The following is a 15,749-nucleotide window of genomic DNA, read 5'->3' as shown; positions in this document are numbered from 1 at the left end:
CAGAACACGCTGAACGCCGCGAACATCAGCATCGCGATCGTGCCGCGGATCTGCAGCACGCGTTGCTGCCGCAGTAGCGTCAGCATCGACAGGATCAGCTTCGGATAGCTCAGCCGTGAACTCGCTGGGGCCTGCGCCGGCAGACGGCGCCACAGGATCAGCGACAGCACCAGCATCGCCAGCGCCGAGAACAGATACACGCCGCGCCATCCGGCCATATCGGCAATCAGACCGGCCAGCACGCGCGCCAGCAGCAGGCCGATGACCACGCCGCCCTGCGCGGCACCGACCACCCGTCCGCGCTCCGATGGCGCGCCGGCGGTCGCCGCGTAGGCGATTAGTCCCTGCGTCATCGCTGTGCCGAGCAGACCGACGGCCAGCATGCCAACCAGCAAGGCCGCCGCCGACGCGGCCGCGGCCACGGCAATCAGCGCCCCCACCAGTGCAGCCGCCTGCCACAGCATCAGGCGCCGCCGATCGATGCGGTCGCCCAGCGGCACCAGCAGCAGCAAGGCCAGCGCGCAGCCGACCTGCGTGGCCGTGATCACGCCCCCTACCGCGGCATGGTCCAGCGCGAACTCCCCGCCGAGCGCGTCGAGCAAGGGCTGCGCGTAGTAGACGTTCGCCACGCTGAGCCCGCAGGCGCAGGCGAACAGCGCGACCAGTGCGCCGGGCATCGAGCCCGCGGACGGGGTTGGGTGCTTGGGCACGGGCCCTGTCGATGATTCGCCTGGCATGGATTTTCCCTTCATCAAAGTAGTTTCAAATCAAGACCGGTTTGATTGTAGGCAAACTGGTCTTAAAATGAAACCACCAAGACAAACCCACATCTGGCTCATGCCTTTACCAAAGGAGCATTGATGGCAAAACGTCGCGACAACGAGTCGGAAACCTGTCCGGTCGCCCGCTCGCTCGACCTGATCGGCGACCGCTGGTGCCTGCTGATCGTGCGGGATGCTTTCGATGGCGTGCGCCGCTTCAGCGAATTCCAGCGGCGCCTGGGCGTGGCCCGCAGTATCCTGGCCGACCGCCTGCGCCTGCTGGTCGAAGCCGGCATCTTCGAGATCAGCCCGGCATCGGACGGCACGTCGTATCAGGAATATGTGCTGACGCCCAAGGGAGAGCGGCTGTTTCCCGTGATCGTGGCCTTCCGGCAATGGGGCGAGCAGCATCTGTTCGGTCCGCGGGACGCGCATTCGGTGCTGGTGGACAAGGGCTCCGGAAAACCGCTCACGGTGATGGAGCCCCGCTCCGCCGACGGCAAGGTCGTGCGGCCATGGGAGACCACGGTGAAGCTGCCGCGGTAAGCCGGTCTTCGCGCATCAGTTCACCGATGCCGGAAAGCCCCGCTCCCTGGCCCTCCACGTCACCGTCAGCGCGGTACCGAGCAGCACCAGCAAGGCGGCCGAGAAAGCGCCGGTGCCAAACCGGTCGAGCAGCACGCCACCGATGAGGCCGCCCCCCGCGATCGCTGCATTCCACGCGGTCACCAACATCGACTGCGTTACGTTGACCGCGTCGTCGGCCGTCTTTGCCAACGCGGTCTGAAACAGCGTCGCTGCGCCGCCGAACGCGAGTCCCCAGACACCGACCGCGGCATACACCACGAGCGGCGTCTGTCCGGCCGCGCCGAGCACCGCTGCAGCCAGACCGAAAAGCAGCGTGCTGGCAAGCGTCAGCGCGCGCAGATGACGGTCGATCAGAACACCCACGATCCAGATGCCGATCAGCGACGCAATGCCGAACACCAGCAGCACGCGGCCGGTGCTCGCCACCATGCCGGCCGTGGCGAGAAATGGTGCGATATAGGTGTAGAGGATGTTGTGCGCCAGCACGAACGCCAGCACCACGATCAACACGGCGCCAACGCCCGGGATTGCAATCACGGCTGCCAGCGGCAAGCGCTTGCCGCTGGCCTGCCCGGCGAAGTCCGGGACCTTGAACCGCACCCAGATCATCAGGATCAAGGCCGACAGGCTCATGATGCCGAAGCAGACGCGCCATCCCACCAGCGTGCCGAGCAAGGTGCCGGCCGGGACGCCGAGCGACAGCGCCAATGGCGTACCAACCATCGCGACCGCAATGGCGCGTCCTTTCTGGGACTCGGGCACCATGCGCGCCGCATGGCTTGCCAACAGCGCCCATAGCAGCCCCGCAGACACGCCGGCCAGGAACCGCGCCACCATCGTCAATGCATAGCTTGCCGAGAAGGTCGTGACCGTATTGGCGGCGGCGAAGCCCGCAATGGCGAACAACAACAGCGGCCGGCGCCGAACCCCTTGCGTGGCGGCGGTCAGCGGCATCGCGGCGACCAGCGAGCCCACCGCATAGGCCGTGACGAGTTGCCCGACCATGGCTTCGGAAACCGCCAGGCTCCCGGCCATTTGCGGCAACAGTCCGGCCGGCAGCGCCTCGGTCAGGATGGTGATGAACGCCGCCATCGCAAGCGCCAACAGCGCGCCCAGCGGTAATTTCTCGCTCGCACGCACCGTGGCCGCGCCCGCATCGAGAGAAAGGCCTTCGCCATGCGCGCTCATACGGACTCCAGCGCGCCATAGATCGCGTCGCGCAAATCGTTGACGAATCGGCCTGTCATGCCCTCGTACAGCGTATTGGTCAATGCCACCACGCTGAGCCGCTGTAGCGGATCGACAAACCACGCGTGACCATAGGCGCCTCCCCAGCGCCACGTCCCCGCCGATTCCGGAGACGCCGCGCGCGCCGGATCGCGCAGGACCGAGAAGCCGAGTCCAAAGCCGAACCCCGGCGCGCCAGGCAGTTCGCAACCACCGGTCTGGTCGCGGGCCATTTCGGCAACCAGCTCGGCAGGCAATAGCTTGCCGTTCCGCTGACGCAACGCCTCGAGCAAGCGCATCAGGTCTTCCGCGGTGCCCGCCATGCCGGCACCGCCCGACGGAAAGGCCTGTGAGTCGAAGATGCGCGCGGGGCTGTACCGAATGCCGACCGTACCGTCGAAGACCGGCGCGATCTCGCCTTCGCGTAGGCGATGCGGCCGCGGGCGGTCGTTGACATAGGCGGTGGCAAGCCGCTGCGCATCGCGGACGACGAAGTCGGTATCGACCATGCCGAGCGGCCCTGTCACGAGCTGACGCACCGCCTCGCCAAGCGCAGCGCCATGGGCCCGCTCGATGACGGCGCCGAGCACGTCGATCGCCACCGAGTAGCCCCAACCCGTGCCGGGTTCGTACAGCAGCGGCACGCTGGCAATGCGCCGCAGGTTCTCGTCCAGATCGATGCCCGCTTCGTCCATGCCATCCGATACGCCAGCCCGCGCATACGGCCCATCGTCATCAGCCTCGAGAAAGCGGTAGCCCAGGCCCGCGGTGTGGCTCAACAACTGGCGGATCGAGATCCGCGGCACGCGTCCATCGGCCAGGCGTGGCCGGAATTCCGGCAGCCAGCGGTCGAGACTCGCATCGAAGTCGATCTGCCCACGCGCGACCAGGACCAGCGCTGCGGCGGAAACAATGGGCTTGCTGACAGAAGCCAGGCGGAACACCGTATCGACCGCCATCGGCCGCTGGCCTTCACGATCGGCCAGGCCAGCCGCCTTGCGGTAGACGAGCTCGCCGTCTCTGGCGACCAGCACGACAGCACCAACTAGGCGGCGTTCGTCCAGCGCCTGCTGGACAACCGTGTCGACGCATTCGGAAAGGCACGCTGCACCAGCCTCCTGGCGCCATGCAAGTGTGGAATCGGACAACGCAATTCTCCTTGGAGGAATGACGCTGTCACGATAGAGAGCCCCGCATTGAAGAAAAAGTGGGGTAGATTTCCGGTTTATGCGGACAAATATGTCCGCAATCGGATGAAGATCAGGATAAGGATGGAGATCGCGACATGGACAGTCTGAACGGCTTCATGGTCTTCGTGCAGGTCGCCGAAACGCGCAGCTTTGTCGCGGCCGGGCGAATGCTCGGCGTATCCGCTTCCGCCATCGGCAAAACCGTGGCCAGGCTGGAAAACAAGCTTGGAGTACGCCTGTTCCACCGCAGCACGCGCAGTATCACGCTGACGGCCGAAGGCACACGGTTCCTCGAACGCAGCCGCCGCATCCTCGCCGAGATCGAAGCCGCGCAATCGGAGTTGTCAGAAGCGACGAAGGCGCCGCGAGGCCGGCTACGCGTCAGCCTGCCGCTGGTCAGTTCGCTGCTGCTGCCGGTGCTTGCGGACTTCATGCGCGACTACCCCGACATCGAGCTCGATCTGGATTTCACTGACCGGATGGTTGACGTGATCGAGGAAGGCTTCGACGCGGTGGTCAGAACCGGCGAACCGACCGATTCCCGCCTGTCAGCCCGCCGGCTCGGCATCTTCGAAGGGATGCTGGTGGCCTCACCAGACTATCTGGGGCGACGCGGCACACCCAAAGTACCCGCCGATCTGCTGGACCATGCCTGCCTGCACTATCGCTTCCCCAACAGCGGCAAGCTGGAACCGTGGCCGCTCCGTCGCGCGCCAGGCCAACCGGAATTGCAGCTTCCAACATCGATGATCTGCAACAACATCGAGACGCGCGTTTGCTTTGCGCTGCAAGGCTTGGGCGTCGCGTTCGTGCCGGACTTTTCGGTCACGGACCTGGTCGCCAGCGGTCAATTGACACGCGTGCTGGACAGCCATCTGGAGTGGGAAAACCCGTTCTACGTGCTGTGGCCGGCCAGCAAGCACCCCTCTCCCAAGGTGCGCGCATTTGTCGATTTTCTTAGTGCGCGCGTATTTCCTTCGGCGGAAACACGGCGTGCCGCGAAGCGCCAGCGGCCGGCGAAAGGCCCGCGGCGCCAGGCGCAATCGCACGTTCGCCGCGCTTAATGGATGCTCAATTCGGCGATCTTGCCTTTCTCGATCGTGAAGACAAATTGCAGCGTGACAGGACTATTCGGGAACTGCCCGCTCACCCTGGCGCGAACACGGACCTCGGTGTCGTTGCCAGCGGCTTCGACTGGCTCGGCGACGTGGCGGTATTTTTCCTTGGCCGCCTGCCACCACGCGCGTATCGCCTCCCTTCCCTGATGCCGCGCACTCTCGTCGTTGACCCCGGCATTGGGTAGAAAAAGCGAAACAAGCGCATCGGCATCGTCGCCCTTGTCCGCTTCGAAATACGCGTCCACAACGGTCGGAATATCCATTCCTTCTGCTCCTGATCTGTGCTTGCCTGGCAATGTTGCAGCGCCAGTTTAGGCTTGACCATTGTTCTGATAAACACGATAACGCTGGATGTGTCGATGAAAAAAACAGGACAATGGAAAAAACCTCCCTTCACGACCTCGAAGCCGTCATCGCGATTGCCCGCCTTGGAACGTTCCGCGCAGCGGCGATCGATCTCGGGATGTCGACCACGGCCCTGAGCCATGCCATTGGCAAGCTCGAGACCAATCTTGGCATCCGCCTGTTCAATCGCACGACGCGCAGTGTCTCGCTGACCGATGCCGGTCGACAGTTTGTCGAGCAGGTCGGGCCCGCGCTTCACGATATTCACGGCGCATTGGAGGCAGTGCGGTCGCAGCAGGAAACGCCATCCGGAACACTGCGGATCAATGCCGCGGCATTTGCGGCGCGAGACATCATGTCCCCGCTGGTGCTCGAATTCCTGCGCCGCTACCCGGACATGAATGTCGACCTGGTGACCGAAGGACGGCTGGTCGATATCGTCGCCGAGGGTTTCGATCTCGGCGTTCGAGTCGCCGACCTCGTTCCCAGCGACATGATCGCCGTGCCGCTCGGCCGGCCCCAACGCTATGCCGTCGTGGGATCGCCCGTGTACTTCGAGAACCATCGGAAGCCTCGCGTCCCACCCGATCTGCTGAAGCACCAGTGCGTGCGTGTCCGCCTGCCCGACGGGACGCTGTATCGGTGGCAATTCGAGAAGGCCGGCGAGACAGCGCAGATCGACGTGCGCGGCCCGATCACGCTCGACGAAGCGAGCCTGGCGCGGGCCGCCGTGATCGGGAATATCGGCCTGGGCTATTTCATGGAGCAGGACGTGCTGCCCGATATCGAGGCAGGACGCCTGGTTCGCGTGCTGGCGGATTGGACACCGCCTTTGCCCGGGCTCTGCCTCTATTACCCGGGCCGGCGCCACCACTCTGCCGGAATGAAGGCATTCCTCGCGTTGGCCCGTGAGGTGGCCGAGCGGGAGCCGGACCGCCAATCGCCTGCCGGACGAAACCGCCGTCGGCATTGAGCAGCCGATCGCGTTGCCGAATGCGTGATGCCATGTCGCAAGCGGAAATTCTTGACAACACAACCGACCAACTAGTAGATTGGTCAACATATTGAATGCCACGCGCGGCATCCCGGCAGTGCACGAGCGATGTCTTGCATGCGTGTGCCGCAATCCCGCTTATTGATACCTATGGAACTTTCCCCCCGCGCGGCCGAAATCGCCGAGCATACGAAGCTGTTGCTGGCCGCTGGCGGTTATCACGGATTCAGTTATGCGGATCTGTCCGAGCGCGTGCGTATCGGCAAGCCGAGCATCCATCATCATTTTCCGAGCAAGGCGGACCTGGTCCTGACCGTGGTCGCGCTACACCGCGCGCAGACGCGGCAAGGCTTGGCCGCACTCGATGGCCAGATCGGCGATCCGTTGGCGCGGCTGACGGCCTATATCGATTACTGGTCGCGGTGCATACGCGACGGCACGTCATCGATGTGTATTTGCGCGATGCTGGCTGCCGAATTGCCGATCATCCCGCAAGAGATCGCGAATGAGGTTCGAGCCTACTTCGAGGACCTGACCGCATGGCTGGCCACGGTCCTGGAGGCAGGTGCCGGGAAAGGACAATTGCATCTGCGCGATACGGCACTTGTCGAGGCACAGACCTTCATGTCCACGGTGCACGGCGCAATGTTGACCGCACGGGCTTTCGACAATCCCGAGGCATTTGCCTCCATCTCGCAAGCGGCGATCAGACGGCTGACCGGGTCGAACTAATCGCTTTTTTACCGGCCGCGAGCCGGCTATTTTTTCACCGGGATACCGACCAACTAGTTGGTTGCCACGCATGTGAAATCCCGTTGTTTCAACCCATGGTTTGAAGGAGCCATCGTCCTATGCCGCATCCGATTTCCGCCCTGGGATCCGGGCACACCCTGATCAGCATCGTCCCCGTCATCGCGGGCGTCTATAGCTTTGCGCGCTACTTCAGGATCGACAGCGACACGCATGCCGGCCGGATTTACCTCGGTGGGCTGCTGTTGTCGGTGCTGACGTCATTCGGGCTGTCCAGCAGCGGGGGCTTCAACGTCGGCCATGCGCTCGGCATCGTGGCGCTGCTCGCCATATTCAGCGCGCTGGTGCTGCCACGGGTCCCGGTCTTTCCCCGTGCCCAGCCCTACCTGTCCCAGTTCGGATTCACGTTCAGCTTCTTCCTGCTGCTGGTCCCCGGAATCAACGAAACGCTGACACGATTGCCCGTGGCCCATCCTCTCGCCGATGGCCCGCAATCGCCTGTGGTACGCGGCACGCTTGCCGCGTGGCTGGTCGTCTTTCTGCTCGGCTCCGTATTGCAGGCCCGTTGGATGCATTTGCAACGGCGGCGCGCGCCCCTCCCCTGATTCCGGGTACGCGGCCCGCGGATGTCGCGTGGGCCGCGCTGGCCCGCCTCGGCATCACTGTGCAAATCAGGAGAGATGGAGCATGGCATTCCCGCTGGACACTTTTTCCGAAACAGAATCGAGCGTCGAGGATCTGGAGAGCATGCTGGCCGACGATGAAGCCCTGGAGGGCATCGAGGCCTGGCTCAGCCGACAGCAACTGACGATCCATGCCGGCCCGCGCGGACAGGACCTTGCAGGCGGCGCGACGATCGAGACGTCGGCCGGTTGGCTGCTACGCCTGGTCCGCCATGCGCGCTCGGCGCTGGTGGCGCCCAAACAAGGGCGATCAGTGGCGTCAGTGCGATGACACGAACGGCGAGGCGGCATGCGGAGGCGGCACGGCAAATTCCGCCTTCATCCGCTTGACCTCTTCGATCGGGCTTCGCCCGAAAAGGCGCTTGAATTCCCGGCTGAACTGTGAGGGGCTGTCATAGCCAACTTCGGCGCTTGCGGCGGCCGCGGTCATGCCGTTACGGACCATATGCAGGCGTGCCTGATGCAACCGTATCGACTTCAGGTACTGCACCGGCGAGGTCTTGGTGACGGCCTTGAAGTGGGCGTGGAAGCTCGGCACACTCATCCCGGCTTCGCGCGCCAGTTGTTCGACACTGACGTCGACATGAAAGGACGCATGGATCCGGCGCAACGCGCGCGCGATCTTGCCGAACTGCCCATGCATGGCGAGCGCGGCGCGCATCGATGCCCCTTGCTCGCCCGTCAGAACATGGAAGTAGATTTCCCGCACCAGCGCCGGGCCAAGAATCCGGGCTTCCACAGGGCGGCTCATCGCCTCGAGAAATCGAACCAGCGATTCGCATAGCCGGCTGTCCATCGGGGTGGACATCATGCCGCGCGGCTCGGTCGGCTCCATGCCGCCATGCTGGTCGATCTGCAGCATCAGATCGGCAGCGAGCTTGAAATCGAGGTGCATGTAAATGGCCAGCAGCGGCTCGGATTCGCTGGCGTCCGTTTCCATGGTGAATGGCACGGGCACCGAAACCGCGAGGTAATGCCGGTCGTCGTACAGGTAAATCTGATCGCCGAAGTACCCACGTTTCCTGCCCTGGCAAACGATCACGATGCCGGGATCGTAGAGCACCGGCACCGCTTTCAACGGGCGATTCGAACGCAGGAATCTGACATCGGGCAACGCCGACAAGTTATATCCCTCGCGCGGCGCCAACGCTGCCAGCATGGACACCATGCGCCGCGCCAGCATCGCCTGGCTTGGCGCCTCGTTTTTGCCAGATCGAGTCATGGCCGAGCCCTCTTGTCTGCACTGCGGCGTAGCTTACCAGCACCATTACCGGAGTTCTTGCCGCTCATAGGATCAGGCAAACATTTGAGATCCGTTGCCATGGTGGCATGCAGGATTGGATTCCATTATTCAATCCGCAGCGCAAAGCCCTGTCGTGGTGACACGGCGCGCATTGCACCCAACTGGAGCGGTAAATATCCATGATTGACGTACTGAACCCTGCAGACGGATCGCGCATCGGGGCGGCGCCCCAGATGAACGAAGCCCAGGTGAAAGCGGCGATAGACAGAACCTGCAACGCATTTCCGGCATGGTCGCGCAAACTCGCCAAGGAACGCAGCGAGCTTCTCCGCCGCTGGTTCGAACTCGTCAGAGACGACAAGCAGGTCTTTGCCGAACAGATGGTCAAGGAAAACGGCAAGTGCCTGGCCGAAGCGCTGGGCGAAATCGACTACGGGCTTGGCTTTATCGAGTGGTATGCCGAGGAAGCCAGGCGGGTCTATGGCGACACCATCCCGTCCCACGCCGATCATGCCGCCGTGATCGTCGTCAAGGAGCCCGTTGGACCGACTGCGGCCATCACGCCCTGGAACTTCCCCTTCATGATGATCACGCGCAAAGTCGCGACCGCACTGGCGGCCGGTTGCACCATGGTCATCAAGCCATCCGAAGAGACGCCGCTGACTGCCTACATGCTGCTCGAGTACGCGCGCCGGGCAGGCATTCCCGAGGGCGTGTTCGAGATGGTCACCGGCAACCCACAACAGATCGGTGCCCTCTTTACCGGCGACGATCGGATCCGGAAGATCTCGTTCACCGGCTCCACCGCCGTCGGCAAACTGCTGGCCGAAGCCAGCGGACGCGCGCTGAAAAAGATGACACTGGAATTGGGAGGCAATGCCCCGTTCATCGTGTTCGATGATGCCGATTTCGATCAGGCCGTCACCGGCCTGGTGGCCGCCAAGCTGCGAAATTCCGGCCAGGTCTGCATTTCGCCCAACCGCATCTACGTGCAGGATGGGATTTACGATCGCTTTGTCCGGGCCGTCGTTGAACGGGTCTCCGAATTTCCCGTGGACCAGGGACTGCAGCCCGGATTCGTCGTGGGGCCGCTGATCAATCAAGCGGGCTTCGACAAGGTCGTTCAGCTCGTCGAAGACACGAAGCGGCGCGGCGGGAGCGTGTTGCTCGGAGGCAAACCGCACGAGAAAGGCGGACTGTTCTACGAACCGACCGTCCTCGCCGATCTCGATGAAGAGATGCCGATCGCCAAAACCGAAATCTTCGGGCCAGTCTTCGCGTTCTACCGCTTCCGTGATGAAACCGAAGTCGTCAACAGGGCCAACGACACCGAATACGGACTGGTGGCTTACGCCTACACGCGCGATCTTGGCCGAGCGTTTCGCTTGTCCCGCGATATCGAGGCGGGCATGGTGATCCTGAATTCCGGTTCAGTCGGCACCGCCTCGGTGCCATTCGGCGGGGTCAAGCATTCGGGATACGGGCGCGAAGGCAGCTACTACGGGATCGAGGAGTATGTCGAGGTCAAGTACGTACTGATGGGGGGCTTGGCACGCTGACTCCATGGGAGATAGGGCATCATGGCGACGTCCACCCAGCCTACGCCTTCTGTTATTGCCATGGTGCGTCGCGCCCTACTCCCCCCACTGAATCCCGCCCGAGCATTCGAAGCGACCGGGCGGCTGCTCAGCATTTCGAAGGCCGCCGATGAGTTGTGCGTCACGCCCGCCGCGGTCAGCAGGCAGGTGCGCGCGCTGGAGAGCTACCTGGGAACGCCGCTGTTCGTCCGCGCACACGGCGGCCTGGAGCTGACCCCGGCCGGCGCGCGTTACCTTTCCGACTTGATCCCCCTGTTCGAGACATTGCGGGAAGCCACCCTGGCGGTGACCAACAGCAGCCCCGGCCGAAACACCTTGCGATTACGATCGCCCGCCACGTTCGCCGTACGGTGGCTCATCCCCCGGCTGGCGAGCTTTCACCGGTTGCACAAGGACATCGACGTTCAGGTCATGACCTCGTTCGCGCCGCTGGACTTCGAGCACGAGGATATTGACGCAGGCATACAGCTGGGCGATGGCCGTTGGCCGGGAATGCGAACGTTGCAGCTCGTTCGCAACGAGCTTGTGCCCGTGGCCTCGCCTGCCGTGCACCTGACACACAAGAAGCAGCTCGCCACGCAAACCTTGCTGCATTCGATGGCGCGCCCCGACGACTGGATGCTTTGGCTGCGCGCAGCAGGCTTGCGCAATGTCAGTCCCACCGATGGCATGAAATACGAAACATCGTTGCTTGCCTATCAAGCGGCGATCGAGGGGCATGGCGTCGCCATCGCGCAGAAAGCATTGATCGAAAAAGAACTGGCGGACCAGACGCTGGTGGCGCCACTCGGTCCGACGCTCGATCGCGGCGAATACACATACTACTTCGCATGGCCGACAGGCAAACCGCAGTCAAGCGCATTGCGCGCATTTCGCGATTGGCTGTCGACGCTCGTCGCGATCTGATCCGCTCGAGCGATCGACCCCTTTTACAAAAAGTCAAAGCGTACGGCCCATAAAGTCGATTGCCGGCTCGGGTGCCCCTGCCTATTCTGCCCCCATGACAAGTGATCGCGGCCACCAGCGAAGCCGCGTCATCCGGGAGCCAGAATATGTTGAAGCGCAGCTTGAGAGGACTGCGGGTAATCGATTTTTCGCATGTACTCGCGGGGCCCGTTTGCACCATGATGCTTGCGGACATGGGTGCCGATGTCATCAAGGTCGAACCGCCCGATGGCGAATTGGCGCGGCAGATCGGCCCGCCGTGGATCGCCGGCGAAAGCGCGGTGTACCTGAGCGTCAATCGCAACAAGCGCGGCATCGCATTGAATCTGAAATGCGCGGACGGCCGCGAAGTCGCCCGTCGACTGATTCAGGATGCGGACGTCGTGGTCGAGAATTTCAGGCCAGGCGTCATGCGGACATTGGGCCTGGACTATGACACGCTGGCTGGCAGCAATCGCAAGCTGGTGTATTGCTCCATCTCCGCCTATGGCCAAACCGGGCCGATGCGCGAGCGCGCCGGTGTGGACGGCATCATCCAGGCAGCCAGCGGCCTGATGAGTACGCTTGGCACAGCGCACAGCGAGCCCATCAAAGTCGCGATTCCGGTCGCGGATATGGTGGCCGGCTATCTGGCGACGATCGCGATCCTTGCCGCGGCCAACGCCGCTCGGCAAAGCGGACAAGGCGAGTACCTGGACATCAGTCTGTACAACGCCACGCTGATGCTGCAGCAGATCGGCTACGCGTCCTACTTCGCCACCAATGCCGTGCCTGCCAGGACCGGCAGCGCAGCCCCGTACGCCGCGCCCAATGAAGCGTACCAGACGCGCGATGGCTGGCTCATGGTAGCCGCCTACCAGCCGAAGCGTTGGCAAGCGCTATGCGCCGTGCTGGGTGCACCGGACCTGGAGCACGATCCGCGCTTCGCCCGCAACGCCGACCGCGTCGCCCACCGCGACGCGCTGCGCCAGGCACTGACGCCGTTGTTCCAACAGCGCTCCACCGAAGCGTGGATACAGCGGCTGGCTGCGCACGACATCTTGTGCGCGCCCATTGCCAGCTACCAGGATGTCCTCCGATCCCCGCAGTACACGGCCAGCGGCATCGACAGCTGGGTTGACCATCCGCTCGCCGGAAAGGTGCGCATGCCAGGCTTCGCACCCGGACCGACTCACGCGACGAGTGCGCAGGATCGCGATATGCCCGCGCCTACGTTGGGCCAGCACGGCCGCGAAATCCTTGAGGAATTCGGCTATAGCCGGCCGCAAATCGACGCCATGCTCGAACGCGGCGTCCTCGTCGTTCCTCCAAACTCATCTACCTGACCCAGGATACGTCGATGAAACCTGATGAAGCCGGCGCAATGCGCCCCGCCACTGACCAGCCCGACACGCTGGTCCGACGAGACATCGTCGAAGGCGTCCTCACGTTGAGCCTCAATGACCCGGGCACGGGCAATGCCATGTCGGTGTCCATGGCCGAAGCCCTTGCCGAAGCACTGGAAAGGGCCAATTGCCTGCCAGACGTCCATTGCGTATTGCTGCGCTCCACCGGGAAGTACTTCTGCACCGGCGGTAACGTCAAGGACATGGAGAGCGGATCGGATCTGATGCAGGGTTCCGCGGCACAGGTACGGGTTCGGCTGAAGACAACGTTGCACCGAATCACCCATGCCTTGCTGGCACTGCAGGTGCCGTCAATTGCCGCAGTCAATGGGGCAGCGATCGGCGCCGGCTGCGACCTGGCACTGATGTGCGATCTGCGCATCGCGAGCGAGCAGGCCACCTTCGCCGAGAGCTTTCTACGCCTGGGGTTGGTGTCCGGTATCGGCGGCGCATGGTTCCTGACCCGGCTCGTCGGAACGGCAAAGGCACTGGAACTGACGCTGACCAGCGAATTTATCGATGCCGCCACCGCGTTGCAGCTCGGCATGGTGTCCCGTGTCGTTTCGCCGGAGGCATTGGACGAAACAAGTACCGCCTTGGCGCGCCGCATCGCATCCAACCCACCCCAAGCCCTGCGCATGGCCAAGCGCCTGGTATTGGATGCGGCAGAGACGACGTTGCCCGTGGCGCTGGAGACGGCGGCCGCCATGCAGGCGATCCTGCTTTGCGGGGACGAACACAAGGCTGCCGTGCGCCATTTTCTGGAGCGCCGCGCGCGACGCGACTTCCAGGCCCAACCCGGCTGAAGGCGCGGCCACAGCGCTCGCCCGGGACGGTGGCATGGCCGGTGAAGCCGCTTGACGCCACGTCCCCATATGACAGGAGACAAACACCATGATCGGAACTACAACGCGCATCGCCCGTCTGGCAGCGGCGATGGCATCGGCCGTCATTGGCCTGATCTGGGCCATATCGGCACCGGCGGCAGGTTTTCCGGAAAAGCCAATCACCTTTGTCGTGCCGTTCGGCGCGGGCAGCGCGACCGATCTGCTCGCGCGCGCGCTGTCGGCGTCGATGGCACAGCAGACCGGGAAGGCCGTCGTCGTCGAAAACCGCCCAGGTGCCAGCGGCATGATCGCCGCGCAGCATGTGGCCCGGGCCGCTGCGGACGGCTACACCGTGCTGATTACCACGAACACGACGCAAGCCGCCAATCCGCACCTGTTCAAGAAACTGCACTACGACCCCATCACGGATTTCCTGCCGTTGACAGCATTGGGGCGTGGCGGTCAGGTGCTCGTCGTGCGCGCCGACTCTCCTTTCCGCACCGTCGATGATCTGGTGCAGGCCGCCAGGAAGGCGAAAGGAAAACTGAGCTTCGGCAGCGGGAATTCGTCCAGCCGAATCGCCGGCGAAATGCTCAAGCAACTGACCGGTACGGACATCGTCTGGGTCGGATACAACAGCAATCCGAACGCCCTTAACGATCTGCTTGGCGGCCACATCGACATGATGGTCATCGACACGGTCACCGGCCTGTCGCAGATCAAATCGGGCAAGCTCCGCGCGCTAGGCGCGTCCACCAGGGAAAGGCTGCCCGAGCTTCCGGACGTCCCGACCCTGGATGAGGCCGGCATCAGAGGCTACGACATGGGGTATTGGTTCGCCGCCTACGTGCCGGCAGGAACGCCTGCTCCGGCGGCTGCCAGGCTGCGACAGCTACTGATTGCCGCGGTCGACAGCCCGGGAGCCCGCGCCTTCTACCGCAATTCCGCGACACAGGCCTGGACTACGACGCCCTCGGAGCTACGGGCATTCCAGAACGCCGAAATCCAGAAATGGGGCCGTGTCGTCAAGGGGGCCGGGATTGAGCCGGAGTGACAGCCGGAGCAACAGTCACGCTGAAAAGCAGTTGCGCCCGTATCAGGGCGCTGCTGTTCCGCGCGCCGCGGCCAGTTCGTTGGACAGTACGTCGGCCAGCCCACGACCGGCGCTGCCGTCCTCGTCAAGGCGCGGGTTGTAGATGGTGATCTCGATGCCGACTGCCTTGCCGCTCGCCAGCGCTACCCGCAGCGCGGTCCCCAGCTCTTCCCGCGACAATCCCCCCGGCACGCGAAAATCGACAGCCGGCATGATCGCGTCGTCGAGGCAATCGGCGTCGACATGGATGAAGAATCCGTCCAGGTCCTCTCGCGTCAGGTGGTCGACCGCTGCGCGCGCGGCGGCCTCGATGCCCATCGCCCGCACGGCGGGAAGGTCAATCGCCCTGAGCGTCTTGGGAAGCGGCCGGCTTCCGTACTCTTGCTGATCTTCGTGATCCCGATAGGCGAACGCGACAGCATCCTCGGGACGGACCAGAGGACCGCGGCCTTCGAGGTCGGTCAGCAGCGACGGACCGTGGCCGGTCACCAGGGCCAGGTCCATCGAAGCGCCTTCCCCATTGGGTTCCGCCTCCGGCTGGAAGAAATCGGCGTTGCCGTCGATGAAAAGCAGGCCATAGCGGCCGCGCCGTCGCAACGCGAGCATCGACCCCAGCACGATCGTGCAATCGCCGCCGAGGACTACCGGAAATTGGCCCGCATCAAGGACCGCTTCCACCGCATCGGCGAGCCTGGGTGACCATGCGGCAATAGCGGCGGCATTCAGGATGCCTGTCTCGGGATCGCGCGCCGGATCCTTCGGAGGCACCGCCAGCCGGCCGGCGCGGCGCGCATGGATGCGCTGCGCAAGACCGTGATCCAGCAGCCGATCGGGCAAGCGCTCCACGCCGTCCGTCGCCAGGCCCAACGTGGAAGGGGCTTCGAGAATTGCATAGGGAAAGGTCGGCATGGGGACCTCCGTCCGGGTTGATCGCGATGAGCAGCGAGGTCGCGCGGTCCTGGACGGCTGCCTTAACGTCCGGCCCGCACGCAGCCGATACCG

The 15,749-nt window shown here is 63.8% G+C and carries 17 protein-coding genes; 11 read left to right on the top strand and 6 right to left on the bottom strand.

Features of this window, described 5'->3' with window-relative positions; translation table 11 throughout:
• On the bottom strand, positions 1–677 hold a 677-nt coding region (locus tag B551_RS14075; protein ID WP_023264351.1), incomplete at its 3' end, for an MFS transporter.
• A 183-nt stretch (positions 678–860) separates the two neighbouring features.
• Here B551_RS14075 and B551_RS14070 point away from each other — a divergent pair.
• A complete protein-coding gene (locus B551_RS14070; RefSeq protein ID WP_006575947.1) occupies positions 861–1,307 on the top strand; it encodes a helix-turn-helix domain-containing protein in 447 nt (148 codons plus the stop codon).
• Between the two features lie 15 nt (positions 1,308–1,322).
• On the opposite strand, the gene B551_RS14065 is transcribed toward B551_RS14070, so the two are convergent.
• The gene (locus B551_RS14065) at positions 1,323–2,537 is read right to left on the bottom strand and encodes an MFS transporter (protein WP_006575946.1); all 1,215 of its coding nucleotides are present in this window, start codon (positions 2,535–2,537) and stop codon (positions 1,323–1,325) included.
• Positions 2,534–3,724: a serine hydrolase gene (locus tag B551_RS14060; RefSeq protein WP_023264350.1), complete on the bottom strand. Its 1,191-nt coding sequence runs from the start codon at positions 3,722–3,724 to the stop codon at positions 2,534–2,536. The genes B551_RS14065 and B551_RS14060 overlap by 4 nt, the downstream gene beginning before the upstream one ends.
• 137 nt (positions 3,725–3,861) lie before the next feature.
• Here B551_RS14060 and B551_RS14055 point away from each other — a divergent pair, with 137 nt between their 5' ends.
• The gene (locus tag B551_RS14055) at positions 3,862–4,830 is read left to right on the top strand and encodes a LysR family transcriptional regulator (protein WP_006575945.1); all 969 of its coding nucleotides are present in this window, start codon (positions 3,862–3,864) and stop codon (positions 4,828–4,830) included.
• Here B551_RS14055 and B551_RS14050 read toward each other — a convergent pair.
• Positions 4,827–5,147: a nuclear transport factor 2 family protein gene (locus B551_RS14050; protein ID WP_023264349.1), complete on the bottom strand. Its 321-nt coding sequence runs from the start codon at positions 5,145–5,147 to the stop codon at positions 4,827–4,829. The genes B551_RS14055 and B551_RS14050 overlap by 4 nt on opposite strands.
• 113 nt (positions 5,148–5,260) lie before the next feature.
• Between B551_RS14050 and B551_RS14045 the strand changes: the two genes are divergently transcribed.
• The 4 genes from B551_RS14045 to B551_RS14030 all read left to right on the top strand — a co-directional run bounded on the left by B551_RS14045 (position 5,261) and on the right by B551_RS14030 (position 7,927).
• Entirely contained in the window at positions 5,261–6,202 is a 942-nt protein-coding gene (locus B551_RS14045) for a LysR family transcriptional regulator (protein WP_006575944.1), read from the top strand.
• Between the two features lie 171 nt (positions 6,203–6,373).
• A complete protein-coding gene (locus tag B551_RS14040; protein WP_006575943.1) occupies positions 6,374–6,955 on the top strand; it encodes a TetR/AcrR family transcriptional regulator in 582 nt (193 codons plus the stop codon).
• A 119-nt stretch (positions 6,956–7,074) separates the two neighbouring features.
• Positions 7,075–7,578 (top strand): hypothetical protein, encoded by a 504-nt coding sequence (locus tag B551_RS14035; protein WP_006575942.1) that lies wholly within the window; start codon positions 7,075–7,077, stop codon positions 7,576–7,578.
• An 82-nt stretch (positions 7,579–7,660) separates the two neighbouring features.
• Entirely contained in the window at positions 7,661–7,927 is a 267-nt protein-coding gene (locus B551_RS14030; protein WP_006575941.1) for a hypothetical protein, read from the top strand.
• On the opposite strand, the gene B551_RS14025 is transcribed toward B551_RS14030, so the two are convergent.
• A complete protein-coding gene (locus B551_RS14025; protein WP_006575940.1) occupies positions 7,916–8,839 on the bottom strand; it encodes an AraC family transcriptional regulator in 924 nt (307 codons plus the stop codon). The genes B551_RS14030 and B551_RS14025 overlap by 12 nt on opposite strands.
• A 239-nt stretch (positions 8,840–9,078) precedes the next feature.
• On the opposite strand from B551_RS14025, the gene B551_RS14020 reads away from it, so the two are divergent.
• The 5 genes from B551_RS14020 to B551_RS14000 all read left to right on the top strand — a co-directional run bounded on the left by B551_RS14020 (position 9,079) and on the right by B551_RS14000 (position 14,708).
• Positions 9,079–10,458, top strand: coding sequence for an NAD-dependent succinate-semialdehyde dehydrogenase (locus B551_RS14020; RefSeq protein ID WP_023264347.1), 1,380 nt, complete (start codon positions 9,079–9,081; stop codon positions 10,456–10,458).
• Positions 10,459–10,518: 60 nt separating this feature from the next.
• Positions 10,519–11,403, top strand: coding sequence for a LysR substrate-binding domain-containing protein (locus B551_RS14015; RefSeq protein ID WP_023264346.1), 885 nt, complete (start codon positions 10,519–10,521; stop codon positions 11,401–11,403).
• A 146-nt stretch (positions 11,404–11,549) separates the two neighbouring features.
• The gene (locus tag B551_RS14010; RefSeq protein WP_023264345.1) at positions 11,550–12,767 is read left to right on the top strand and encodes a CaiB/BaiF CoA-transferase family protein; all 1,218 of its coding nucleotides are present in this window, start codon (positions 11,550–11,552) and stop codon (positions 12,765–12,767) included.
• A gap of 38 nt (positions 12,768–12,805) precedes the next feature.
• Complete coding sequence (locus B551_RS14005; RefSeq protein WP_006575936.1) at positions 12,806–13,633, top strand: enoyl-CoA hydratase-related protein; 828 nt, start codon at positions 12,806–12,808, stop codon at positions 13,631–13,633.
• A gap of 88 nt (positions 13,634–13,721) precedes the next feature.
• The gene (locus B551_RS14000) at positions 13,722–14,708 is read left to right on the top strand and encodes a tripartite tricarboxylate transporter substrate binding protein (protein ID WP_006575935.1); all 987 of its coding nucleotides are present in this window, start codon (positions 13,722–13,724) and stop codon (positions 14,706–14,708) included.
• Between the two features lie 42 nt (positions 14,709–14,750).
• Here B551_RS14000 and B551_RS13995 read toward each other — a convergent pair whose 3' ends face one another.
• Positions 14,751–15,656, bottom strand: a complete 906-nt coding sequence (locus B551_RS13995; RefSeq protein WP_006575934.1) for an arginase family protein — start codon at positions 15,654–15,656, stop codon at positions 14,751–14,753.
• Positions 15,657–15,749 lie beyond the last annotated feature (93 nt).

The organism is Cupriavidus sp. HPC(L), from assembly GCF_000307735.3.
In the GTDB taxonomy this organism is placed as follows: Bacteria; Pseudomonadota; Gammaproteobacteria; order Burkholderiales; family Burkholderiaceae; genus Cupriavidus.
This window is presented reverse-complemented; position numbering and strand designations above follow the sequence as displayed.

Coding starts and splice junctions, on each gene's coding strand:
- B551_RS14025 (WP_006575940.1), bottom strand. CDS start 8,839: ATGCTGGCGCGGCGCATGGTGTCCATGCTGGCAGCGTTGGCGCCGCGC.
- B551_RS14050 (WP_023264349.1), bottom strand. CDS start 5,147: ATGGATATTCCGACCGTTGTGGACGCGTATTTCGAAGCGGACAAGGGC.
- B551_RS14005 (WP_006575936.1), top strand. CDS start 12,806: ATGCGCCCCGCCACTGACCAGCCCGACACGCTGGTCCGACGAGACATC.
- B551_RS14045 (WP_006575944.1), top strand. CDS start 5,261: ATGGAAAAAACCTCCCTTCACGACCTCGAAGCCGTCATCGCGATTGCC.
- B551_RS14035 (WP_006575942.1), top strand. CDS start 7,075: ATGCCGCATCCGATTTCCGCCCTGGGATCCGGGCACACCCTGATCAGC.
- B551_RS14010 (WP_023264345.1), top strand. CDS start 11,550: ATGTTGAAGCGCAGCTTGAGAGGACTGCGGGTAATCGATTTTTCGCAT.
- B551_RS14000 (WP_006575935.1), top strand. CDS start 13,722: ATGATCGGAACTACAACGCGCATCGCCCGTCTGGCAGCGGCGATGGCA.
- B551_RS14020 (WP_023264347.1), top strand. CDS start 9,079: ATGATTGACGTACTGAACCCTGCAGACGGATCGCGCATCGGGGCGGCG.
- B551_RS14040 (WP_006575943.1), top strand. CDS start 6,374: ATGGAACTTTCCCCCCGCGCGGCCGAAATCGCCGAGCATACGAAGCTG.
- B551_RS14070 (WP_006575947.1), top strand. CDS start 861: ATGGCAAAACGTCGCGACAACGAGTCGGAAACCTGTCCGGTCGCCCGC.
- B551_RS14015 (WP_023264346.1), top strand. CDS start 10,519: ATGGTGCGTCGCGCCCTACTCCCCCCACTGAATCCCGCCCGAGCATTC.
- B551_RS14065 (WP_006575946.1), bottom strand. CDS start 2,537: ATGAGCGCGCATGGCGAAGGCCTTTCTCTCGATGCGGGCGCGGCCACG.
- B551_RS14030 (WP_006575941.1), top strand. CDS start 7,661: ATGGCATTCCCGCTGGACACTTTTTCCGAAACAGAATCGAGCGTCGAG.
- B551_RS13995 (WP_006575934.1), bottom strand. CDS start 15,656: ATGCCGACCTTTCCCTATGCAATTCTCGAAGCCCCTTCCACGTTGGGC.
- B551_RS14055 (WP_006575945.1), top strand. CDS start 3,862: ATGGACAGTCTGAACGGCTTCATGGTCTTCGTGCAGGTCGCCGAAACG.